Origin of the sequence: Mariniflexile sp. HNIBRBA6329, assembly GCF_043558645.1 — a bacterium.
In the GTDB taxonomy this organism is placed as follows: domain Bacteria; phylum Bacteroidota; class Bacteroidia; order Flavobacteriales; family Flavobacteriaceae; genus Mariniflexile.
Genome location: NZ_JBIFXS010000017.1, coordinates 1 through 24,617, shown reverse-complemented (window position 1 = coordinate 24,617; position 24,617 = coordinate 1). Strand labels below are relative to the sequence as shown.

The following is a 24,617-nucleotide window of genomic DNA, read 5'->3' as shown; positions in this document are numbered from 1 at the left end:
TAACTTAACTTTAGTACTCTTCCAAGTTCCATGTTAATTAATTAACTTTATAATCTAAGAACTCTAGTTATAATTTTAATGAAACGTAAGCTATTCATATTTACACTATTCATTTTATGTCATTTAACTCATAGTCAAACACCCCAGCTTGACAGTTTAAAAAATACTTTTAAAAATAATAAAATAGCAGATTCCATACGTTTCGAATCTGGACTAGATGCGTTTATGGTTTTATTTAGACAAAATTTGGATTCGGCTCGGGGTTTTGGAAATCAGGTTCTGAAATTTTCACAAGAAAGAAATAAAAAACAATGGGAGGCAACCATACTTCGGTTTTTAGGCAATACTTATGCATATCAAGGAAATTTCGTTAAAGCTATTAAGTTTTTTAATGATAGCTATACTATTTTGGAAGTTTTGAATGACAGTAAGGGGATGGCGGTTGTGCTTAATAATATAGGTACTTCTTATTACGAGCTAGGTAATTTCCCAAAAGCCATTAGCGATGAATTAACAGCGTTAAAACTATCTGAAAAAGTTAAGGATTCTGCCAACATAGCTAGGGTTACCAATAATTTGGGGAATGTTTTCTTAAGACAAAATAATCAGGACAAGGCATTGGAATATTATAGCTATAGTTTAAAGATAAAAGAAAAATTAGGTGATAAGCAAGGTGTTATGCATACCTACAATAATATTGGATTGGTAAATAATAAAAAAGGCGACTACGATAAAGCTCTGAAGAATTTTCAAAAGTGCATTGAATTAGCTACTGAATTAGACGATATTAGGTTTCTTACCAGCACTTACAACAATATGGGAGAACTCTATAATTTGAAAGGAGACCATCGAGAAGCTTTAAATTATTTAAATAAAAGTGTAAACATTAAATTGTCTATTAATGATAGAGAAGGACTCTTAAGTGCTTATTTAGAGCGTGGTGGTACTTATTTGTATCTCAAAGATTATGTAAAAGCTAAAGCAGATTGTGAAAATAGTTTAGATATTTCGTATGAAACAGGTACGCTCTTGGTACAAAAACTATCCTGTGAATGTTTAAGTACTGCTTGGGAGAATTTAGGTAATTATAATAAATCGTTACAGTATTTAAAGCAATCACAAATTGCAAAAGACTCGTTGTTTAATAACGAAAAAGCACAAGAGATTACGAGGCAGGAAATGGAATACCAATTTGAAAGGCAAAAATTAGCTGATAGTATTGCCTTTACTAAGGAAAAAGCACAACAAGAATTGTTATATGCAGAAAATTTAAGTAAACAGCGCAATAAAGTTAATCTTGTTATTTTTGGAACCATTGGCTTATTGATTATTGGTGGAGTTTATTGGCGGTCTAGACAAAAAAGTGTCAAGTTAAAACAGGAACGTGAAGTTATTAATAAACTAAAACAAGTTGACCAATTAAAAGACCAATTTCTTGCCAATACATCTCACGAGTTACGTACACCCCTTAACGGTATTATAGGTTTATCTGAATCACTTAAAGATGGTGCTGCTGGAAAATTATCGCCAAAAGCCATTGATAATTTGGATATGATCGTAAATAGTGGCAAACGTTTGTCTAATTTGGTTAATGATATACTTGATTTTTCTAAATTAAAGAATAAAGATTTGGTGTTGTCTTTCCAACCTATTGATATGTATTCAATTACCAATCTAGTTTTAAAAGTTTCAAGTGCTTTAGCAAAAGATAAATCACTTAAATTAATAAACGCTATTCCTAAAGATATTCCATTGGTTACTGCCGATGAAAATAGACTTCAACAGATACTTTATAATCTTATAGGAAATGCTATTAAGTTTACCGAAAAAGGAGAAGTAACAATACATGCTGAAGAATCAAAGGAGATGCTTTCAATTTCGGTATCAGACACTGGTATTGGTATTCCTGAGGAAAAATTTGCAGACATATTTAAATCCTTTGAACAAGTAGATGGTTCTACTGAAAGAGAATATGGTGGAACAGGCCTTGGCTTATCCGTCACCAAACAATTGGTCGAACTTCATGGAGGAACTATTAATGTTAATTCTGAAGTTGGTAAAGGCTCAACATTTACTTTTACATTACTACTAAGTAAAACAAAAAGACATGATATTGCAAGTTTGAATGGTAACAATTCAGATGAATTCATTCAAAACATTAAAAATGAATTAAATAATGAAGCAAGTGTAAATTCAGAATCTCAAAATTCCAACATAACGGTTTTAGTTGTAGATGATGAACCTATCAATAGGCGGGTATTACAAAATCATTTAAACGTAGCTGGCTATAAAGTAGTTGAGGCTAATAATGGCAAAGAAGCTCTTGAACTTCTACAAAAAAGCAACTTCGATTTAATTCTTCTAGATATTATGATGCCTAATATGTCTGGATATGAAGTTTGTGAAATCATTAGAAAAACATATTCTCCAAGTGAACTTCCCATTGTATTATTAACCGCTAAAAATAGGGTAAGTGATTTAGTTGCTGGGTTTAATGTTGGGGCTAATGATTATTTAACTAAACCTTTTTCTAAAAACGAATTATTAAGTAGAATTAAAACCCACTTGAATTTAAACGGTATTCATAAAGCAACGAGCCGATTTGTGCCTTCCGAGTTTTTAAAATCTGTTGGTAGGGAAGCCATTACTGATGTTGTTTTAGGCGATCATATAGAAAAAAAAGTAACCGTTTTATTTACTGACATTAGAGATTATACCAATCTCTCAGAAAGTATGACGCCTCAACAAAATTTTAAATTTGTTAATGCTTATGTGGGCAGAATGGGGCCAATAATTCAAAAAAACCAGGGGTTTGTTAATCAATATTTGGGTGACGGTATTATGGCATTATTTCCAGAGAATTCTTATCACGCTTTACGAGCAGCCATAGATATGCAAAAAGAATTAATTGCTTATAATTCAATACGAGTTAACGAAGGGTATCAAAAAATAACAGTTGGAATGGGATTACATACTGGAAATTTGGTAATGGGCATTATAGGTGATTTATTTAGAAATGATACAGCTATTATTGCCGATACAGTAAATACGGCTTCTCGTATGGAAGGAGTTACCAAGTATTATGGAGCGAACATCATTATAAGTGAAGATAGTTTAAGTACCATTAACAATAAGGCAAACTTTAATTTTAGGTATCTCGGTAAAGTTAAAGTGAAAGGGAAAAATAATGCCGTAGATATTTATGAATGTTTTGATGGAGACGAAGATGAGATCATTTTATTAAAACAAAAAACATTAAAGAAATTTGAAAAGGGTCTAAAGTATTTTTTCAATAAAGAATTCCCTAAAGCTTCTGCTGCTTTTGATGGTGTTTTAACAGAAAACCAAAAAGATAACGTTGCTAGATATTTCATTTCTAAATCAGCAGAATATACGATTTCTGGAACGCCACAATATTGGGATATGGTAAACACCATTGATGAAAAATAATTAGGACATTCATTTATTTTATTGAGTTATTAATTTAAATTATTGTTTAATCTATCCATTCTTATGTAATTGAGTTGTTCTTGACATATTCAAGTATTTATCAAATCGTTTGTTAACTTGATTTTGCATTTGTTCTATGATATTTTGGTAAATTTCTCCATCATTCTCCAATACCTTCGAAAACCGATTTTCTAACTTCAAATACGCTTCAATCTTTATCGTCGGAATATCTGAATCTAATTGAAAAATATGTTTTTCTTTTCTAGGGTCATTTCTATACAATAACCATTGGCCTGAACTAACTGCTGCTTGATGATATTGCTTTGGCTTTTCCATATCAATGCCGTGAGATTCACTATGACAATAAGCAACAATAATAGAAGAGCCATCAAAACTTTCAGCTTCATTAAAGGCTTTTAAGGTTTGCTCTTGATTAGCACCAATAGCAACCGAAGCCACATAAACATTATCATAAGTCATAGCCAATAAGCCTAAATCTTTCTTTTGTTTTTGCTTGCCAGCAAATTCAAATTTAGCTTGAGCCCCAAAAGGAGTTGCTTTGGATGCTTGTGCTCCCGTATTGTCATAAACTTCATTATCTAAAACCAGAATATTTACATTTTTTCCTGAAGCTAAAACATGATCGATACCGCCGTAACCAATATCATACGCCCAACCGTCGCCCCCAACAATCCAAACACTTTTTTTAACCAATGCGTCACAAACTGTCAATAACTGATTTGCTTCAAAAGAATTAAGTATTTTTAATTCTTGTTTCAATGCTTCAATTCTAACTCGCTGTTGGTTAATTTCTTTTTCGGTTGATTGGTTTGCGTTAAGAATATCGTAAACCAAATCAAAATTCAATTTTGGCAATAGTTTTTGCAATAAATTTTTAGCTTGATTTTCTTGTTGCTCCAATGATAATTTGAAGCCTAAACCAAATTCGGCATTATCTTCAAACAAAGAATTTGACCATGCTGGACCTTGCCCCATTTTATTTTGGCTCCAAGGCGTTGTCGGTAAGGCTCCACCAAAAATAGAGCTCGCCCCAGTAGCATTAGCTATTAATAATCTATCACCAAATAACTGAGATAAAAGCTTTAAATAAGGTGCTTCCCCACAACCTTTAACACCCATCGGATATTTAAATAAAGGTTCTTGCAATTGTTGCTGACTGACTTTATTCACATTAATTTTGTTTCTGTCAAACTCTGGAATCATTTCAAAATAAGTCCAGTTTTCTTTTTCTTCTAATTCAGCAGCTTCTTTATCAATCATTTTCAAAGCTTTAACCGGACAAGCATCGATACAGTTGTTGCAACCATTACATTTTTCTGGGTTTATTTGAATGGTATAATTAAGTAAATCAACTTCCCAATCTAGCTCATTTGATTTTACCGATTTAAATTGTTTTGGAGCATCAATGAGGTAATTGTCATCATAAACTTTAATTCTTAATGCACCTTGCGGACACGCCATACTACAAGCACCACATTGCGTGCAGGCAGTTGTATTCCAATTAGGCGAGTAATCTGTAGGCTCAACCGTATTAAATTGTGATGTATTTGTTGGGTAGGTGCCATCGGCAGGTAATAAGCTTATTGGAATATCGTTACCATTGTTTTTTAATAAACTTCCCAAAAGTGTATTTGAAAAGTATTCATCTTCATTAATTAGATTGCCGTTGTTTTGTTTAGCCGAAGTATCAACTTTATATATATAGTCTTTTATTGTTGTTGAAAAATCTAATGGAATTTGTTGATTTTGTATTGCTAGAAAGCATGCTTGTAGAATTGAAATATGGTAATCGTTTGATAATTCAAAAGTCTTTATTTCATTAGCATTTACAATTAATAATTCTACATTCTTTTCTACTATTTCTTTTTGTCTTTTTGCTGATAAATTATTCCAGAATTTTTTAGATGAATCATCAGTATTCACTAAAATAGTTCCGCCTTTTTTTATGGTACTTAATACATTATCATTTTCTAAAAAGCTTACATTTTCACACGCAATAAAATCAGTGTTTTCAATAAGATACGGTGCTTTAATTGGTTTTGAATCTATACGAATATGAGATACACTTCTGGAATTTGATTTTTTATAATCACATTCTGTGTAACCTTGAACGAAGGTGTTATTTTGATTTCCAATTAATTGAAGGGTGTTATTCAAATTTTGGGTACTGTTTTTATGTTTGTTTTCATAGAAAACAGCTTGCTGCATATTACAAATCGAAATTGATTTTTCTACATCTAAGCTTAAATTTGTAACATCGTCTTTTATTCCAATAGTGAAATTGTTTTTTGGTTTTTCTTGCTTCAAGTTTTCAAAAATGGCTTGTACCATACTAGGCGTAAATTCTTTTGAAGATAATCCATAACGGCCTCCTACAATTCTTGGAAGATAATGAATGCTTCTATTTTGAAACGCCTCAGTAAATGATTGTAATACATCTAAATAAAGAGGTTCGCCCGAAGATCCAGGTTCTTTTGTGCGGTCTAAAACCGCCATGCTTTTACATGTTTCTGGTAGGGATTTTAGTAAGTGCTTTGCACTGAAAGGCCTGAATAATCGAACTTTAATAAGTCCATATTTTTCACCTTTTTTGTTTAAATAGTTTATGGTTTCTTCAATAGTTTCAGTTGATGAAGCCATTGAAATAATAATATGTTCTGCTTTTGGATGTCCTAAATAGTCAAACAAATGGTATTGTCTACCTGTTAAAGATTCAAACCTATCCATAGTTTGTTGAACGGTATCTGGACAATTATTATAAAATGGATTTATTTTTTCTCTACTTTGAAAAAATACATCAGAACCTTGAGAGGTTCCTCTTAAAATAGGGTTGTTAGGATTTAAAGCTCGTTCTTTATGCATTTTTATGTCCTTATTATTCACCATAAATTTGATGATGTTATCTTCGATGGTTTCAATTTTTGAAATTTCATGAGACGTCCTAAAGCCATCAAAAAAATGAACAAAAGGTATTTTAGATTCTAAAGTGGCTGTTTGGGCAATCAATGCAAAATCTTGCGCTTCCTGAACAGAAGCACTGCTCAGCATGGCATATCCAGATTGTCTTACAGCCATAATATCACTGTGATCACCATAAATAGATAAGGCATGTGTAGCTATACTTCTTGTAGCTACATGAATCACATTTGGAGTAAGTTCTCCAGCGATTTTATACATATTAGGCAGCATCAATAATAAACCTTGAGATGCTGTGAAAGTTGTTGATAATGATCCTGTTTGTAATGCGCCATGCATAGCGCCTGCTACACCAGCTTCACTTTGCATTTGAAAAACCGTTGGCACATTTCCAAAGCAATTTTCATTCTTTTCAGCACGCCATTGTTCAACCAATTCACTCATTTCTGAAGCAGGCGTAATAGGATAAATAGGCATAATCTCATTGGTTTTATATGCTATTTGAGCTACTGCTTGATTGGCATTGACAATTTTGAACCCTGTAGTTTTCATTAGTATAAATGTTGAATGAAAATTGATTAATAAGAAAAAAAATGGCTACTTGAAACCCTTGAAAGCAGCCATTTTTTTGCTCATTTGATTTTACTGTTTGATGATTTCTAACTTAACTGGTGTTGGATTAGTTATCATATCGAATACAGGAGAGAATTTAGCTAAGTTTGCTAATTGCTCTGCAGAAGCATCCGATTTAACTTTCAGTTGAATGGTTATACCATCAAAACCTGTTCTTACTTCTGGATCTAATCCTAAGAAACCGTGTAAATCTGCAGTACCTTTGATGGTAGATTCAGCACCTTCGATATCGATGCCATTAGCTGCAGCATGATAAACCATGGCCCCTGTTAAACAAGAACTTAATGCGTGCAATACAACTTCTGGTGGTGTTGCTGCCTCATCTTGTCCAAGTAATACTTGTGGGTGGCTACATTCCATTGTGAAAGTTTCTTGACGTGTTGTATCTTCTTGACCTGCGCCATAAAAGCTTTTGATGCTAGACACACAATGCCCGCCATCAATCCAGTTGTTTTTTGCTCTGAATTCGAATTTTGCTAATTCAGGTTGTTGTTGAATGTGACCGATAGTTTCTACTAATTGGTCTACGTTTACTCCGTTTTTTACATTTGCTGTTGTAATCATTTTTTCTAATTTTTAAATCGTTAAACATTATTGTTTGGTTGGATTAAAGCCAATGCCGTGCCAAACTATATAACTATTTGAATTTCAGTTATTTAAAATGATTTTAACAATAAATATTTTTAACGAAATTTCAATTATTTACGAAATATCGTTGGTTATTTATGAGATATCGTTAAATCTTCCTATCAGTAAATGATACTTTATATCGCTTTAAAATTTTCGTTAAACCTTAAAATCTTTTTCTTCTTTCCATTACTGATTTGGATTTTATAAAATTGATTATCGATACCTTCTTTACGATTATAGCTTAGATGGTAAGTGGTTTTTGAAAATGCCCAACCAGGATACACTTTGGATATTTTCACCATCAATTCCTTAGGGATTCTAATGCCTTTATAAGTTTCTTGTGTGTATAATATGCTCCCATCACTTTCATAGTTAGCAATAATGTTTACTTGTTTGTTTCTGAAAACCACGGAATACATAGCTTTTTCAGAATCGTCATATACTGAATTGCTTTTCAGATTATAATTTGCCAATCGTTCTCTACACTTTTTTATTATATCTGAAGATTGATTGGATAGCAACTCTTTTAAATAAAGCAAGTTTGGCGGAACAGAAGCTATGCTTTCACTAATAGTATTTTCAGCTTCTAATGTGCTAATACTCAAAAAGGCAAGCTCATTTTGTTGGGCAGTTCCTATTAAAGAAAAAACACCTGTCATTAATAAAATTAAAGTTCTCATAATTCTTGTTTTTTAATTATTATGAGTCAAAGGTATATCACATTTAGAAGGTGAAATTTTCTATAAAGTCCAATTTTTTTTCTATAAAGTTCAAAAAATAAATACGGATAAAAAGCTTATAGGTTATAATACAATTTTCTATACTGATTTGGTGGAAGATTATACATATTTTTAAAACTGCTATTAAAATGGGAAGGATTTTTAAAACCGCTTTCAAAACAAATGTCATTAATGTTTAATTCGGGGTTTTCCAATAGGGTTTTGGCGTATTCCAACCTTTTATTATTTAACCATTTTCTTGGAGTGTTGTTGTAGAACTCTTGAAAATCTCTTTTAAAGGAAGACAGGCTCTTTCCGTATAAACGCGCATATTCTTTTAATTTTAAATCTGAATGGAAGTTTTTCATCATTATGTCATTAAGGGATGTTCGCTGAGTGCTATGTAATGAATTGAAAAACTGTACCAAGTCTTTATTGGCAGGGTTCAAAGTAATATTGAACAAAAGTTCGTTAAACTTCATTTCAACCAATTCCTTAGGAATGTTATTACCTTGATTCAAATAGTTAAATACAGATAAAAATAATGAATTTAAAGTATCACCAACATCTATCTTAAAAATTTGACAATTTGAAATTCCCAAACCTTTAGAACGAAAAATATCTTTATGTTTTTCAACAAAGCGCTTAATGAAATCTTGAGTGATAAAAAACAACATAACACAATAATCTACCTCAAAATATTGCTTTGTATTATAAACACCTTTATTAATAAAAAGCGCTTCACCTTTCTTTATAGTATAGGTTTTGTTTAAAGAAGTCCAATCCTTTTGTCCACTAATAACATAAGTAATGAATGGTGTTTGTGTCCATAGTTTAAATTTTTCAACTTCTATCGGGCATTTATATTCAACTAACAAATAATCACTACCAACTAGCTTGTTATAGCGTGGATGTTTTAGAAAGTGTTTGTAAACGTCAATAGCCATTTTAATAAATTTTAGATAGGACGTTCTATACCTAGAGCCTTGATTCTAGAGGCTAGTGTCGTGGAAGGTAATTGTAATAATTCTGCAGCTCCATATTTCCCGGATATTCTCCATTTGGTTTGTTTTAAAGCTTTTAGAATATTTTCTTTTTCTAATTCAATTAATTCTTTAGAAGTTAAAATTTTTGTTTCGGAAGTATTTTTATCAGGAACAATTTCAATATTAGAATCATTAGGAATGATAGCTTGCCAATTTATTTTTCCATTTTGGGATACAATAACAGCGCGCTCAATCAAGTTTTGGAGTTCACGCACATTTCCGGGCCATTTATAAGAAGAAAGTAAATTTTTATCATCACCTGATAATTCTACAATCGGTTTATTCAACTTTTTTGAAAAGTGTTTAACCATTTCTTGAGCAATTAAACAAATGTCATTACCCCTATCTCTAAGAGCAGGAACCCCAATGGGGAACACATTTAAGCGGTAATACAAATCTTCTCTAAACTTTCCTTCTTTTGAAAATTCCAGAAGATTTCTGTGAGTGGCAGCAATAATGCGTACATCAACCTTTATGGTTTCAGAACTACCAACGGGATCAAATTCGCCTTCTTGTATTATGCGTAATAATTTTGGTTGAAGTTCTAAAGGCATTTCTCCAATTTCATCTAGAAAAATAGTGCCCTTATCTGCCAATAAAAACCGTCCTTTTCTGCTAGCGGTAGCACCTGTAAAGGCTCCTTTTTCATGGCCAAACAACTCACTTTCAATAAGGTTAGCAGGAATGGCACCGCAGTTAATTCTAATTAATGGTTTATCGTTTCTATTGCTTTCTTGATGAATTGCCCTAGCTACCAATTCTTTTCCTGTACCGGTTTCACCATGTATTAAAACTGTTGCATCTGTTTTTGCAACTTGCTGAATTAAATTTAAAACCTTTTTCATGGTTTTATGTTCTGCAATAATACCATAACTACTGGTAAGTTCTTTAATTTCTTCCTCTAGATACTTGGTTTGCTTGGTTAATAATTTAATTTTATCTTCTGCAATTAAGCGTTCTTCAATATTTCTTAATATAAGAGTGTAAAAGGTTTCCTCGTCGCTTCCATATTTACTTAAGGTTCCTTCATTTAAAGTTTCGCCATTATTTGATCCGATAACTTTCACAACATTTGGTAAATATTTGTTGATTGATTTTTTTTCGTCTTTTAATCCTGATTTCACCAAGGACTCAATTAAATCGGCACTGTCCTCATCAAAAAAGAACAAAACGTTGCGTTGCGAAACATCATCATTTTCAAATAGTTTATTGGCGGAAGGATTTGTGAGAATAATTCTGAAATCACTATTGAACATAATAATGGCATCCATTGCACCATTAATAAGTCCGCTCATTTTACTATTTGCTATTTCAATTTCTTTTTTGGAAGCAGCCAGATTTGCCTGAATTAAATCTAACTCTCTGTGCCGCTTGATCAGAACCGCTAAAACACCTTGAGCAAAACCGCTATCTGTCGTCATTAATTCTAAAAAATGTGGTCTGTCTAATTTTAAAACGGTTGTTTTTTCCAGTGCTGTTATGGACGCAGAACGAGTTTCTTTATCTATTAAAGCATATTCCCCAAAACAGTCACCAGTTTTTAAAGTATCATAAATATGCCCTTTTTCATGTACCATAACAGCTCCATCCAATATGGCATACATAGAGTCTCCAATATCACCTTTTTCAATAATGGTTTCACTTTTAATAAAAGTTTCTTCACTAGAATTGGCGTATAAAAGCTTAAGGGATTCTTTTGATAATTCAGAAAAAAATGGGATTTCTGACAAAAAATCAATTAGGTTTTTAGATGCTGTTTTAGACATAGGATGACTCAATATAGTGTTAAATATATTAATTATTTATTTCAGTTTTGAGGCTTGAAGTCTGTAAATAACTTGTTGTTCTAATTATAACCACATTATTAAAAAATATTTTCATAGCGATATTTGTTTTTTGACTTAGCTATTAAAGAAAAGCTGATGGTTCCAAAACTACAGCGAACATAAAAAATGCCGAAACTTTTAATATTAAAATTGAAGAGATTTTAAACACTGATTTAAATAGATTAAAACCCAAAGCCCAATTTAAAAGCTAAGCGTACACCGTCATCACTATGAAATACAGAAGCATTAAGTACCATAATATCTGCGGCATTAGCAAAAACCCCTCCTCCAATAGATGTATTCCAATTCCTAGAACGCTCGCTATCCAACCAAATACGACCATAATCAAATCCTCCATAAAGCCCAATATTAAGTGGAAGCAAACTTGTTTTCATTTCATGTAAATTTAAACGCAAGTCTGTACTTTGTACAAATGCATTCTTTCCTGTAAACCGCTGATTTCTATAACCTCTCAACCCTGTATCTGCACCAATATTTGCCGCTTGATAAAATTCAAAACCATCGCTAAAATTAAAATGGCCTCTTAAATGGGTTGACAGCACAAGTTGTCCATTTGGAATTAATTTATAATCAAATCCTAATTCAGGTATTAAATATGTAATTTTATTGGAAGTATCAATATTAGACTTATACCCAAAAACTAAATTAGTTTTCATTCCTAATGTTGGAAAAGCTAAATTATCTTGATTTTCAAAACTGTAACTAACTTCTGCACCTAAAAAATCATTGCTTACCTCTATATTATTACCAATAAACTGGTTTATAAAGCGCCCTTGGGTTTCTTCCACCTCAATAGCTTCGTAAGATATTGCTAATTTAAAACCAGAACCCATTTGTCCTCTCCAAATTAAAGATGGAGATAATTTAACCGTGCGAATTTTCACTCGATTATAATCCATACCAAAATCATCATCTAGATTTATGGTTTCATTTCCATATCCAAAAAAGTTTATGGCAAAATTTGGACTGGTATAAATAGCATCAAAACCCAGGTTAAAATTCCCCATAATCTTTGCAAATTCGGCATTGTAACCCAACTCAAAACCATTTGTAGCAAAATAATACGCTGCTTTAAGAACGTGCTGTGAGGTAAATGGATTCCTTTCAAACCCATAGTTTTTGTAAGTGTTTGAAATTCCAATTTTAAATCCGTCATCTGGATTTGAACCAAAAGTTGGAACGAATTGGTTGGAACTATTTTTTAATTTTTTATAGTCATATACATTGGTTTCATAATCATCTGTCAATTTTATGTTTCCTTTACGCGATACAAAATCACTTTTTTTAGATTTATAATCATAAATTTTAATGCGTTTTCCGTTATCAACATCATAGATATCTTTATTCTGTCCGCCTATTAAACGAATTTTTATTGGATTATCACTATAACCCGAAATTTTAAAAACATCCTCATCATCTAATCCAAAAATCCAAATTTCTTTGGTCTCCTTTGAACTGTATACTCTTTGATGGATTACATCTGCCTTTTCCCCTTTTTTAATTCTGAATGCAGTTACTTTGGTTTCCCCGTTTTGTTTACGCTCAACATCAAACCAATCATCTTTATTAGTTCCCTTAATCACTGCGTATTTATTAATATGATTATAATAAGCATCTGAAATTTTTTGAAGGTTTCCTTTCCTTCCAATAAGTTTTTGCCTTATCGTTGCAATAGTTTCATCAGAAACTTCTTTAGGAAAATTTAAAAATGCCCTATCAATAACCTCATCTGAAAGATTCGCTACAATTTTGTCAACTTGTTGGCTCCAAACATCTCTTCCTGATTTATTAATTAAAGCCATGTCTAGTGGGTAAGGCTCTAAATTAAACCATTTCGGACTTTTAAGTTCGGCATCATAACTTTTCATTAAACGCAAGTCAGGCACTAAAGCAGTGGCAAGACTTAATAACTTTCCATCTGCCATAATAGAAAACGCTTGATCTCTATCTCTTGGAACTGGACGATAAATAGTTTTTCCATTTTCTTTAAATTCTGCCCAACGCCATTGGTCTTCATGCCTATCCCAATCACCAATAAGCATATCAAATAATCGAGCTCGAATATAAGCTGATTCATCTAAAACAAAATCTTCATCTTTATTTAGCTTACTTAATAAATCATCTGTACTAATTAATGTGTTTGAAAAACCAAAGCTTGCTTTGTCGCCATGTCCTGAATCGGCTCTCTCTTCAACCATATACAATTCATCTCCAAATTCATCATTATACTGACCCAAAATTCTTTGCTTTGGAACATAATACAAGGTAGGATTCGTGTGATAAATTCCAACAGCATCAGACAGAGTTCCAACGGCGAAAGGCGCATAAGGGTGTGAACCTGTAAACACATCTAACAACAAACCTTCTGTGTAAGTATTGTTAAACTGGCCTTCTACATATTGATCTTTAAATGCAACGGCTTGCAAATATTGTAAAGCACTTTTTTTAATAGCACGCATCACATATTCTCGCCCTTTTTCGTCAATTAAGCGCAAAGATTTTGATTGATGCCCTCCCCCTTTTCTAACTGGTACTAAACCTCCAAACAAAGTATCAAGGCTAACTGTTGGTACTTTTACTTCAGTGCTATAATACTTCCGGTAGCGCTCACCCCAAAGCCATTTATAGACATTCCCCTTTGTTGTTTCAACACTCGTATAAACGGAAGCTATTTTTTCTTTAGGGAAAACAGAATCGTATTTATTATCAATATTCCATTTTCTGTCCTCTGAAAGTACCTGAGTTTGAAATACAATTTTTTGCTCATCAGCTGAATAAAACCGAACAAACGAGGAACCATCTTCAAACACATCTAATCGTGCAAAACCTGGAGTAGCATATGAAAACTTACCGCCTCCAACATTTCTGGTGGCTGATAATTTTGAACCAGAACCACTAAGAATTTGTGGTAAATTATCTTGAACTATATACTGTAAATTATGATCATGCCCAGACACAAAAATGGTTTTATCGTTCTCCTGAGAAAGAGTTATGATTCGTTTTCTAAATTCATTATAGCGCTTATTTTGAATATCTACCGTAGTTAATCCTATCGTTTTTCTTAAAATATTTTTGATTGTTCCTAAAACAGGTAAAGGGAACATATGGCTTTTAAATGAATATTGCCCACCATGTGATCCATTTGTAAAAATAGGATGATGGATCGCAATTAAAGTTGTTTTGCCTCTTGCTTTTTTAATTTCGCTTTCAAGCTCATCAAAAAACTTAGTTCGAGTTTTTATCTCACAATCATCATTCATAGTAGGATGTTTATCCCAATTAGTTAGATACCATTCTGAATCCACTACAATTAAAACGATGTCATCCGAAATATCGACTTTTTCGATTGGGCAACCATTCTCAGGTAAAAATGTGTTTTTCCCTAACCTACTTTCTATAAAATCTTCTTGCCTTTTTAACCCTTTTAAACCATTTGAGTACCAATCATGATTTCCTGGAATAAAAATTGCTTTTCCTTCAAAATCCTTTACGACATCCATTTGAACATTTAATTGATATTCAGCCAATGTCCTTCCATCATCATCCTTTTTTGGTAACCCATTCGGGTATATATTGTCTCCTAAAAAAACAATGGTACTATACTTTGAAGCTTTATTAATTTCAGATTTAAAATATTGTAAAACCTTGGATTTACTTCCTAAAGGAGAGTTCCCTCCATCACCAATTAAATAAAATGAATGTGCTATCGTTTTATCCAATGGAAAATTTTCGACTTTATTTTCGTTTGAATATTGTTGCTTAAAAGTAGCACATGAGCTAACGAAAAAAGCTAAAAAAATGATAATGATAATTTTCCGAAAACGCATTTTAATGGATTAATTACTATTTTAGTAAAAATAATTATTTTAAATGAATGAATTGCTTACCAAAGTTGAGAATTATGTTTCTTCTTTACTAAGAAGAGAATTACCACATGTTTATATTTATCATAATTTAAGTCATACGCAACGTGTTGTTAATTACACTAAAGAAATTATTGATGGAGAAAATATTACAGAAAGTGATGCGGAAAACTTAATTATATCGTCTTGGTTTCATGACACAGGATACATAAAAGGCACTGATAATCACGAAGAGGAAAGCATTAAGATTGCTGTAGAATTTTTAAAAAAAGAAAATGTATTAGTTGATAGAATAGAAGTGATTTCTAATATCATTTTAGCAACCAAAATGGGTTATGATCCAAAAAACAAACTTGAACAAATAATCCGAGACGCAGATTGCGCTCATTTTGGACACAAAAACTTTATTGAAATAAGCGAGCTTTTACGTTATGAATGGGAGCAACTATATAACAAAACATATAGTGATAGCGAATGGACCCAAGAAAATATTTCTTTTTTAACAAAAAACCACCAATTCTATACTCATTTTGCCATAGAAAATTGGCAAGAAGAAAAAGATAAAAACATAGCTATCCTTTTCAAAACAATTAAAAAGCAAAAGCAACAAGAGAAAAACAATAGTGCTAAAAAATACAGGGCAAAAATCCCTGAACGAGGTATTGATACTTTATTTAGAGTAACTCTTAGAAATCATATCGCTCTAAGTGAGATTGCAGATAGTAAAGCAAATATATTGCTATCGGTAAATGCTATTATAGTGTCGTTAGTTTTGTCAAATCTCATTCCTAAACTTGATAATCCTTCAAATCATTATTTAATTTATCCAACAATTATTTTTACACTTTTTACGGTTACTGCCATGATTCTATCTGTGCTGGCTACAAGACCTAATGTAACTGGTGGAAAATTTACCAAAGAAGATGTCAAAAACAAAAAAGTAAACTTACTTTTTTTTGGTAACTTCCACAAAATGGGTCTTGATGATTTTGAATGGGCTATGGGTGAAATGATGCAGGATAGAGATTATCTGTATTCGTCTATGAAAAAAGATTTATATTTCCTTGGCTTAGTATTAAATAAAAAGTACAAAATACTTCGCATTACATATACTGTTTTTATGATTGGTATTATTGTAAGCGTTGTTGCTTTTGGCGTAGCATTTCAACATGCTGGAAATATGAATTAAGAATCCAATTCTTTCATTAAGTCTTCATAAGTATAAAATTCCTTGTTGTTATCGTTTTTATTATACAAAATACTAACGCGAATAGCCTTTAAACCTGAAGCAGCTTGCAAATCCTGTAACTCAACAATTTCAACATCAGCATCTAAATATTTTTTAGATTGCAAGAAATTAATATATCTTAAATACTCTATTTCATCTTGCTTTTGAGAATAAACAATGGTTATTTTTCCTTTATCAGTTACACGTTGATTAGTTCCTTTTATAAAAGCTTTATCTACCCTTTTTTTAACAATTTCATAACGCGCGTTATAGGCACCATCAACATCAAATTGTTTTTCATCCATTCTAAAACTTATGGACAATGGTTGACTAAAAACTAGAATCATAGATGCAACATCTAAGTGAATTGGAAAATCTGATTGCATCTGATAGTAGGCATTTTCCATTTCACACATTACCTGTAATTGCCACAATCTCAGATTGTACAAATAAATTGGGGTAAAACTGGTTTCTTTGGTAATAGACTCTCCAATATACATATTATGCTCAACACCATCTGTTTTAAAACGTTCAAAATAATGTGGGTACATTATTTGGGCTTCTTCCTGTTTTTTATCTAAAAGTGAAGCCATTTCTTTATTAATCATCGAAATAGTATCATCACACTTTTGTCTGTTATCATAAACAACATTCAAATCCTCATGAATAGAATTATAGTATGCAAGAATTAAAGGCTTCAAGCTATCAAATGTCCCTAAATGATCTAATAATAGCTTTATATCTTTTTGAAGAAAATCATTGATTTTCTGTTCGCTATCAACCTGAAAATGATGTTCTAGATTTTTTAAATGGTCATTAATTTGATAATTGTATTGCCCATATATTGGCAAATTCACTTCTTCACTGGCTGTTTCTAATATTGATTTAATTGTATTTAATTGAATAGACAAGTCTTGTTTTGTTGCCCAATTTCTGGCCTCTGAAGAACCCTTTATATCAATTTGACCATATAATGGGTAAATATCATTAAAGACAATTTTTTTAAAAGATGCTTTATTTCCTTTAAATTGTTCTTGAATAAAATTTTTAGCTTCTAATGCAAATTTCCAATATACACTTGGATGTATGGATGTACATTCTTGCTGAATAACAGCTTCAATTAAATTTTCTTCTTCTCTTTTAGTTCTTAAAACAGAAGCTACAATAAAGGGCATAACATCTATCAATTTAATAGCATTTATACTATTTAATACTTTTGGTTTATCAGAAACCAACTCTAAAATACCCAGAAGTTCATCATTATCAGTAATCGGAGCCAAGATAACGCTTTTTACTCCTTGTTCTTTAAACGTTTTTAATTGAGGAGCTTGTCCGTTTGATAATTCAAAAAACTTGTCTACATCAGAAACCGTATAAAAATTTTTATCCCCCAATAATCGTTTATAAGAACCCTCACAAAACAGATTACAGCAATTATTACTATCCATATCATTCAAAAGGAAACTAGTAATACCATCTCCATAAACTCTTCCAAATGAATCTTCTTCTTTATTATAAACCGAAAAACCAACTTTTAAATCTTTAATACCTAAAAGGGATTGGAAAATTTCATGAAAATCCTCCATAAAACATTCATCAGATTTCCCGTTAACTTCTGAAATTAAAGCTGATTTAATGTTTGAAATGGATCGGTCATCGGTAACATCAAAAATATTTGATATCACAAAACCCTTAAAAATATAGCTTTCAGGAGGAAATTTTGCTTTCCAAAGATCTATATTATGAAAATTATCAAGAAGTTCGTCAAAGTCTTCCTGTGTTATTGGTATAGCTTTTTCTGTAGGAATTATTTCAGCGAAATCAGCATTATAAAGAATCTTATAATAACGCATAATACCCTTTTCATCTGGGATTTCGTAATAAAAAGGTCTTTTAAAGTTTATATTATAGCCATAGCAATTGTTAAGAATGATATTGCAAGCAATAATGTATAGATCATCCTTAGGCATATTCTTGATTTTTAACTCAAACCCTTCACCAGCATCTTTAATAATCTTTTTAAAACGTTCCGATAAATTGAAAATAACATTCTCAAATGGAACTGAGGCTACTTTTATTTCGTTGTTAGTTAAAACACGATTAAACGTATCTTGCAAAAGAATCTCTATTTCTTCTTTGTGAGTTTCTAGCAACGATATATCAGAAAACCCCTGTCTAAAAATTGGGTTATCAGATGCTATATTTAAAATACTTTTAGCTTTATCCGCAATTAATTGATCGCTATGGTCAACTAGGTTATCATAATGATTCAATAACTTATCAAAACTTATTTTAAAATATATGGGGAGCTCATTGTGTTGATAATCATCCATTTAAAAACCTGTTAATTAATTCAAAAATATTAATAATTTTATTTAGACGAGTTATAACATATTTTATTACACCATCTAATAAAATTTCAAATACAAAATCTAAATTATATGATTTTTACTTAATTTTCTTAAATTTACTTCTATTTCTTCATTAAAATCTTGCCAATATGATTAAAAGCATTTGAAGGAAAACCAAAATCAAACAAATTTAGTAACACAGATGGCACAATTATTAAACGAGATTGAATGGAGTGAACCTACTTTATCTGTAGTTCATGATACTAATTGGGAGGCAGAAGTTAAAGCTGATATTGGTATGGTTCCTGATATACACACCCGCACTTCCAGAAGTCCATGGTTACGCAGAACGGTTCTCAAATGGCCACGTTATGAAGCGAAGGAATTCCCAAGAAAGTTAGCTGATATTTGTTGTCTAGTTGCTGCACAAGAAAATGCCTGCAGATACTGCTTTGGGGTGGCAAGATCTTCGATGCGGCTTTGGGGGTATTCTGAAAGAATGATAAGTAACATTGAACGAAATGTACAAATGGCTGAAATGGATGAGAAGGAAAGAGCATTTATACGCTTTAGCAGAAACCTTTCCAGATCAAATCCGACACCTCCAAAAAATGATCGTGATGAGTTACTACTCTTAGGTTTTTCGCCTTTGGCTGTTGCTGAAATGGCTTTTGTAATTACAAACCACTGTTTTGTAAACAGAGTGATGACATTTATAGCTGCTCCCCCAATGGATGAACTTGAGCGATTACCTAACAGCACGTTTGGGAAACTCATGCGGCCATTTATTGGGTGGAAGCTTAGAAAAATTGGATGGACCGAAACTAGACCTATTGAAGGTAATCCAAATTCATTTCCAAGAGTCGTCCAAAAACTAATTGGATTGCCTGCTGCTACTGCCATGAACGATGTATTAAAGGGGGCTTTTGAATCTGATGTTTTATCAAGGAAATTAAAAGTTTTAATGTTTGCTGTCGTTGCCAACAGCTTAGAATGTGAATTTTGTCAAGCAGAATCGCATGCCATGGCTTTAGAATGTGGTTTTACTGAAGAAGAATTTAATACAGCATTGGCCACCTTGTCTTCCACACATTTAAGTGAGAAAGAGGAAAAATTACTTGCTTGGACACGAGAAACCATACACTATCGGAATGTCCCCATACAATCGCGGGTGAGAAAGCTTGCTCAAGAAGTTGGAGAACCTATGATGCTGGATGCCATTGGAGTAGCTTCTTTAGCTAATTCAACCGTTAGACTTGCTGTACTACTAGGATAATGGAATTACTATACTACATTTTAATTTTAATTTTAATTTTATTTATTTTTTTGTATGTCATTATTAAACAAAAAAAACGAAATAGAGAGTTAGAGAAATTACTAGTTCATACTAATGAGAAATTAGAGAGGCTTCAAATTAGTTTCGGTAGATTTACACCTGAAGAAGTTATTGAACATCTAACTGATTCGGATAGTGCCTTTAAACCATCAATGCGTTCGGTCACTGTTTTGTTTGCAGATATTAAGGGGTTTACAAAAATGTGTGGCGAAATGGAGCCTTCTGTGGTACTTGGTATTCTAAACGGTTATTTTCGATGCATGAACAAGGTTTTAACCAAACACCATGGACAAGTAACAGAATTAATTGGAGATGGTATTCTATCACTTTTCGGAGCATTAAGTAACAATCCTTGGCAGGTTCAGGATGCGGTGATGGCTGCATTAGAAATGAGAAAGGTCTTAGATGAATACAATAAAAAGCTCAAAGCCAAATCTTTTCCTGAATTATCTTTCGGAATTGGAATACATAAAGGTCCCGTACTTGCAGGTGTTATAGGAAACTATGAACTGAGTAAATTTGGGGTTGTAGGCGATCCAATTAATGTAGCGGCACGAGTTGAAGCTCTTACACGCGACCACAATGTAGATATATTAATTACGGATAAAATTATGGCTGAATTAGACAACCGATTTATATTAGAAAAAATGCCTCCTACTATGGTAAAAGGAAAATCTGAGCCTATTGAGACTTATTTTGTAAAAGGTTTAACAAAAAAAATAAATTCTTTTTAAAGATTACTGAGTAAATCTCATACCTTTTGGTTGACTATTTACCATCATTATTCGTTCGACAGGTTCCAAATAACGACTCCAGAATGGCTTCTATCCCGGCTTATCATTTTTTCATCATGATCTCCATTTTTTTTTTAGGAATAAGACTATGACTTGCAACAAAAAGTTGTACCACCTAACGATAATCCTATAGCCCAACTAAAAAAGCAACTGGCAATGCTCATAAAGCGCCTAAGCCAATTATGGTTTGTGTATCATTAATAGTTGCATTTGTAAAATATAGGGTAAGTTCTTTTTTGAGCTACAGATACAATGCCTTATTTTTTGTCGAAAACAATAGCTCGGGAACCGTTTGTTCTTTGGTCTAGGGCAAGTATATATTTTTCCATTGTAATTAGTTTTCTTTTAGTTGTTGGTTGTTTAATCGTTTGTTGTTAAGTTGATGGAAAACATCAAATTAACACCTCCTCGACAAACGTCTTAACTTTCTTTACAATACATATTGATTTGCTATTTTGTTACATTCATTAATTTGCTGTAATTCCCATATATCATCTTTACCCAATTCATTTGCTAATATTTTTGCTACCATAGGAATTATTTCTAAAGTAGCTTTAGCATCTAAAAACAAAGTACGGACACGTCTTGCCAAAATATCCTCTACAGTTCTTGCCATTTCGTATCGAATGGCCCAAATAATTTCTGCTTTGGTATATGGAAGCCGTGGATGTAATGTCTCTCCAAATTCTGGAGTTTCCCTAATCAATGCTTGAATAGCAGTCTTATCGCTTCCATAAATATATTGATGCTGTGTTTTATCAATAGCATCCATTGCCCCATGAATTTTTATATCTTTTGTTTTACAGGGTTTACTTTCTAATTTCCCAATGGAAATAGCTTTATTCACGGTGTCTTGAGCCATGCGTCTGTAAGTAGTCCATTTACCGCCCGTTATGGTAATCAATTCAGAATTAGAAACAATAATTTTATGGCTTCTTGAAATTTCCTTGGTTTTTTCAGATTTGTCTTTTGGTGCTGCTAATGGACGTAAACCTGCAAAAATACTCAACACATCTGCCCTACTTACCTTTTTTGTTAGATAATTGTTTACTGTATCGATGATGAAATCTATTTCTTCATCTAAAGCTTTGGGTTCTAAACTGTGGCTATCAAGCAAGGTATCGGTAGTTCCAACCACTACTTTATTATGCCACGGCACTAAAAACAATACCCTGCCATCGTTGGTTTTTGGAATCATAATCGCATCGTTTCCGGGTAAAAATGATTTATCTAAAACCAAATGAATACCTTGACTTGGGCGCACCATGTTTTTTGCTTCAGAATTATCCATTTTCAGAATTTCATCAGTAAAAACACCTGTGGCATTTATAACCACTTTAGCGTTTAAAGTGTAAGAAACTTTTGTCTCAGTATCTTCTGCCACCACGCCATTTACTAGGCCTTTTATATTCTTTGTTAGCTGATTTACTTTAAAATGATTTAAAACAGTCGCTCCGTGCTCTATAGCCGTTTGCGCTATATTTACGGCTAATCTGGCATCATCAAATTGACCATCATGATATACCACACCACCTTTAAGTTTTCCGTTTTTAATGGTACTTAATCTTGAAAGCGTTTCTTTTTTATTAATTCGAATGGAGGTTCCAAAACTCAATTTACCTGCCAAAGCATCGTAAATTTTAAGTCCGACCGTATATTTAATCGTATCAAACCAATTGTAATTTGGAATGATGAAAGATTGATTATTTGCCAGATGAGAAGCATTTTTTAACAACAAACCTCTTTCATATAAAGCTTCTTTTACCAAATCGATGTTACCCTGCGCCAAATAACGCACCCCACCGTGAAGTAATTTAGTACTCCTACTCGATGTGCCTTTTGCAAAATCTACCTGTTCCAATAACAGTGTTTTAAACCCTCGGGTGGCACTATCTAATACAACGCCCAAACCTGTGGCGCCACCTCCAATAATTATCACATCCCAATTGGCATTTGCTTCCAACTGCTTTATCAGTGTTTCTCTTTTAAAAATATTGTTCTTATCCAATGGCTATAATTTGATGTGACTTTATTTTCTTTATTCGGTAACCGAAAATATTTCTTTTAATTTAGTGTTTGAATCGACTGGTTCAAACTCCCACTTTTTGTTGGTGGTATAAAACTGAAACTTTTCAACATTTATTATAAAGTTAACGTTTTTTGTTTCTCCAGCTTAAATCATTTTTTTTGAAGTCTTTCAATTCTTTTATTAGACGTGTTAAACTTCCAAATAAATCCCTGATATATAACTGAATCACTTCTTCACCATACCTAGCTCATGTATTTGAAACTTCAACAGATAATTCGATTTCTCCGTTCTTTACGACTTGATTTTATTCAATTTCAAGTTTTGTTGATAAAAAATAATTACGTAGCCAAAGCTTTATTCAAAGCTTTAAAGATTGAACTTCTTTCCTCTTACAAATTAGACAATCAACCACTAGAACTATTTAAAGCACAATTAAAGCTTTCATCCAAGAATATGCGTTAAGAACATTACGAAGCGAAACAAGCAATTAAAAGAAGTAAATTCAAAACTGAAATTGACATTGATAAAAAAGATATCTAACCAAAAAAGTAAATAGATTATTTGAGCTGAAATTAGCTCTAGAAGCGCTTCAGGACATTAGAATAAAACACAGATGGGACGCTATAGATTTGGAAAATGAGCGGATAAAAAAAGCAAGACTAGAGAACAAAACTTTCACACCAAAAGAATTTAGCAATGGGGACACTAGAAAACAATTACTAGCCAGAAGCAGGTATTTATTATACAAAGCACCCTCAAATTGGACAGAAAACCAACATATTAGAAGCAAGATACTATTCAATCAATACCCTGATATTAAAACCGCTTTTGATTTAGCTCAAGGGCACAGAAACATATTTAATACAGCTAACACAATACAAGTAACCTATACAAAATTAGCACATTGGTACAAAGATGTCGAAAATACAGGCTTCAGAGCCTTTATTACCATCGCAAATACTATAGCAATCAATTATAGATCCATACTAAACTATTTCATTAACAGAAGCACAAACGCAGCTGCAGAATCTTTTAACACAAAAATTAAAGCTTTTAGAGCTCAGTTTAGGGGGGCAACATAGAATTCTTCCTTTTTAGATTAACAACAATTTTTGCTTAAACACAACAATTGCTCTTGATCCTTTTTTGTGTACTTTTTGTAAAAGCAAGAAAATTGAAGACATAAAAAAAAACGGATTGTGAGAACACAATCCGTTGATTTCATTAGCGTAAAGCTTTGTAGCGGGAACTGGACTCGAACCAGTGACCTTCGGGTTATGAGCCCGACGAGCTACCTACTGCTCTATCCCGCGATTTAATATCAAAACAATTTTCTTAGCTTTTAACTTTCGGTTCATAATGCCGACCATATTGTTTCGGAATGCAAATATACAACCCTTTTTAATTTCTGCAAGCATAAAATTAGAAAATATTATTGTTCTATGCTATCTGCTTGAAAATCTAATAATTCCGAATTAATAAATTGAATCTTAAGCTGTATTGGGTTACAACAAACCTCACAATCTTCTATATATACTTGCTTAGAAACTGAAGTATCTAACATCATAGATATCGGTTCCCAACAATGCGGACATGTAAAATAATGCTCTATCATACTATAAAATTATAACAAAAAAACAGCCAACTATTTTAGTTGGCTGTTTTTTTGTTTTAAAGTGTCCCGTCCTGAAATAGCGATACACTAAAACCTTAGTGTAATGAAAACACCAGAAAACAGTGGGTATGTAAAGCGT

Annotated in this window: 15 protein-coding genes and 1 tRNA gene; 5 read left to right on the top strand and 11 right to left on the bottom strand. The window is 32.3% G+C overall.

Features of this window, described 5'->3' with window-relative positions; genetic code table 11:
* Window positions 1-78: 78 nt before the first annotated feature.
* On the top strand, window positions 79-3,450 hold the full coding sequence (locus tag ACGK9U_RS14430) for a tetratricopeptide repeat protein (RefSeq protein WP_394467162.1): 3,372 nt from the start codon (window positions 79-81) through the stop codon (window positions 3,448-3,450).
* Window positions 3,451-3,501: 51 nt separating this feature from the next.
* On the opposite strand, the gene ACGK9U_RS14425 is transcribed toward ACGK9U_RS14430, so the two are convergent.
* The 6 genes from ACGK9U_RS14425 to ACGK9U_RS14400 form a co-directional block, all read right to left on the bottom strand.
* Window positions 3,502-6,939 (bottom strand): 4Fe-4S binding protein, encoded by a 3,438-nt coding sequence (locus ACGK9U_RS14425; protein WP_394467160.1) that lies wholly within the window; start codon window positions 6,937-6,939, stop codon window positions 3,502-3,504.
* A 90-nt stretch (window positions 6,940-7,029) separates the two neighbouring features.
* A complete protein-coding gene (locus ACGK9U_RS14420) occupies window positions 7,030-7,584 on the bottom strand; it encodes an OsmC family protein (RefSeq protein WP_394467158.1) in 555 nt (184 codons plus the stop codon).
* Window positions 7,585-7,784: 200 nt separating this feature from the next.
* Window positions 7,785-8,330, bottom strand: coding sequence for a hypothetical protein (locus tag ACGK9U_RS14415; protein WP_394467157.1), 546 nt, complete (start codon window positions 8,328-8,330; stop codon window positions 7,785-7,787).
* A 116-nt stretch (window positions 8,331-8,446) separates the two neighbouring features.
* The gene (locus ACGK9U_RS14410; RefSeq protein ID WP_394467156.1) at window positions 8,447-9,316 is read right to left on the bottom strand and encodes a helix-turn-helix domain-containing protein; all 870 of its coding nucleotides are present in this window, start codon (window positions 9,314-9,316) and stop codon (window positions 8,447-8,449) included.
* Between the two features lie 11 nt (window positions 9,317-9,327).
* On the bottom strand, window positions 9,328-11,181 hold the full coding sequence (locus tag ACGK9U_RS14405) for a sigma 54-interacting transcriptional regulator (RefSeq protein ID WP_394467155.1): 1,854 nt from the start codon (window positions 11,179-11,181) through the stop codon (window positions 9,328-9,330).
* Between the two features lie 242 nt (window positions 11,182-11,423).
* Entirely contained in the window at window positions 11,424-14,981 is a 3,558-nt protein-coding gene (locus ACGK9U_RS14400) for a metallophosphoesterase (protein WP_394467153.1), read from the bottom strand.
* 151 nt (window positions 14,982-15,132) lie between these two features.
* On the opposite strand from ACGK9U_RS14400, the gene ACGK9U_RS14395 reads away from it, so the two are divergent.
* Window positions 15,133-16,314, top strand: coding sequence for a Pycsar system effector family protein (locus ACGK9U_RS14395; RefSeq protein WP_394467152.1), 1,182 nt, complete (start codon window positions 15,133-15,135; stop codon window positions 16,312-16,314).
* On the opposite strand, the gene ACGK9U_RS14390 is transcribed toward ACGK9U_RS14395, so the two are convergent.
* The gene (locus ACGK9U_RS14390; RefSeq protein WP_394467151.1) at window positions 16,311-18,686 is read right to left on the bottom strand and encodes a GAF domain-containing protein; all 2,376 of its coding nucleotides are present in this window, start codon (window positions 18,684-18,686) and stop codon (window positions 16,311-16,313) included. The two genes, ACGK9U_RS14395 and ACGK9U_RS14390, sit on opposite strands and share 4 nt — an antisense overlap.
* Window positions 18,687-18,906: 220 nt before the next feature.
* Here ACGK9U_RS14390 and ACGK9U_RS14385 point away from each other — a divergent pair, with 220 nt between their 5' ends.
* Window positions 18,907-19,980: a carboxymuconolactone decarboxylase family protein gene (locus tag ACGK9U_RS14385; RefSeq protein ID WP_394467149.1), complete on the top strand. Its 1,074-nt coding sequence runs from the start codon at window positions 18,907-18,909 to the stop codon at window positions 19,978-19,980.
* On the top strand, window positions 19,980-20,774 hold the full coding sequence (locus ACGK9U_RS14380; protein WP_394467148.1) for an adenylate/guanylate cyclase domain-containing protein: 795 nt from the start codon (window positions 19,980-19,982) through the stop codon (window positions 20,772-20,774). The genes ACGK9U_RS14385 and ACGK9U_RS14380 overlap by 1 nt, the downstream gene beginning before the upstream one ends.
* A 490-nt stretch (window positions 20,775-21,264) precedes the next feature.
* Here ACGK9U_RS14380 and ACGK9U_RS14375 read toward each other — a convergent pair whose 3' ends face one another.
* Together ACGK9U_RS14375 and ACGK9U_RS14370 are read right to left on the bottom strand one after the other, a co-directional pair.
* Complete coding sequence (locus tag ACGK9U_RS14375) at window positions 21,265-22,842, bottom strand: glycerol-3-phosphate dehydrogenase/oxidase (protein ID WP_394467146.1); 1,578 nt, start codon at window positions 22,840-22,842, stop codon at window positions 21,265-21,267.
* Between the two features lie 142 nt (window positions 22,843-22,984).
* Window positions 22,985-23,092 carry a hypothetical protein gene (locus ACGK9U_RS14370; protein ID WP_394467144.1) on the bottom strand — a complete coding sequence of 36 codons (108 nt, stop codon included), beginning with the start codon at window positions 23,090-23,092 and terminating at the stop codon, window positions 22,985-22,987.
* Window positions 23,093-23,492: 400 nt separating this feature from the next.
* Between ACGK9U_RS14370 and ACGK9U_RS14365 the strand changes: the two genes are divergently transcribed.
* Window positions 23,493-23,945, top strand: a complete 453-nt coding sequence (locus ACGK9U_RS14365; protein ID WP_394467143.1) for a transposase — start codon at window positions 23,493-23,495, stop codon at window positions 23,943-23,945.
* A gap of 158 nt (window positions 23,946-24,103) precedes the next feature.
* Here the strand turns inward: ACGK9U_RS14365 and ACGK9U_RS14360 are convergent.
* Window positions 24,104-24,176 (bottom strand) — tRNA-Met (locus tag ACGK9U_RS14360).
* 119 nt (window positions 24,177-24,295) lie between these two features.
* Window positions 24,296-24,478 (bottom strand): CPXCG motif-containing cysteine-rich protein, encoded by a 183-nt coding sequence (locus ACGK9U_RS14355; protein WP_394467142.1) that lies wholly within the window; start codon window positions 24,476-24,478, stop codon window positions 24,296-24,298.
* Window positions 24,479-24,617 lie beyond the last annotated feature (139 nt).

Excerpts from the sequence above, each read along its gene's own strand:
- ACGK9U_RS14430 (WP_394467162.1), top strand. The coding sequence starts at position 79 with ATGAAACGTAAGCTATTCATATTTACACTATTCATTTTATGTCATTTA.
- ACGK9U_RS14425 (WP_394467160.1), bottom strand. The coding sequence starts at position 6,939 with ATGAAAACTACAGGGTTCAAAATTGTCAATGCCAATCAAGCAGTAGCT.
- ACGK9U_RS14420 (WP_394467158.1), bottom strand. The coding sequence starts at position 7,584 with ATGATTACAACAGCAAATGTAAAAAACGGAGTAAACGTAGACCAATTA.
- ACGK9U_RS14415 (WP_394467157.1), bottom strand. The coding sequence starts at position 8,330 with ATGAGAACTTTAATTTTATTAATGACAGGTGTTTTTTCTTTAATAGGA.
- ACGK9U_RS14410 (WP_394467156.1), bottom strand. The coding sequence starts at position 9,316 with ATGGCTATTGACGTTTACAAACACTTTCTAAAACATCCACGCTATAAC.
- ACGK9U_RS14405 (WP_394467155.1), bottom strand. The coding sequence starts at position 11,181 with ATGTCTAAAACAGCATCTAAAAACCTAATTGATTTTTTGTCAGAAATC.
- ACGK9U_RS14395 (WP_394467152.1), top strand. The coding sequence starts at position 15,133 with ATGAATGAATTGCTTACCAAAGTTGAGAATTATGTTTCTTCTTTACTA.
- ACGK9U_RS14390 (WP_394467151.1), bottom strand. The coding sequence starts at position 18,686 with ATGGATGATTATCAACACAATGAGCTCCCCATATATTTTAAAATAAGT.
- ACGK9U_RS14385 (WP_394467149.1), top strand. The coding sequence starts at position 18,907 with ATGGCACAATTATTAAACGAGATTGAATGGAGTGAACCTACTTTATCT.
- ACGK9U_RS14380 (WP_394467148.1), top strand. The coding sequence starts at position 19,980 with ATGGAATTACTATACTACATTTTAATTTTAATTTTAATTTTATTTATT.
- ACGK9U_RS14355 (WP_394467142.1), bottom strand. The coding sequence starts at position 24,478 with ATGATAGAGCATTATTTTACATGTCCGCATTGTTGGGAACCGATATCT.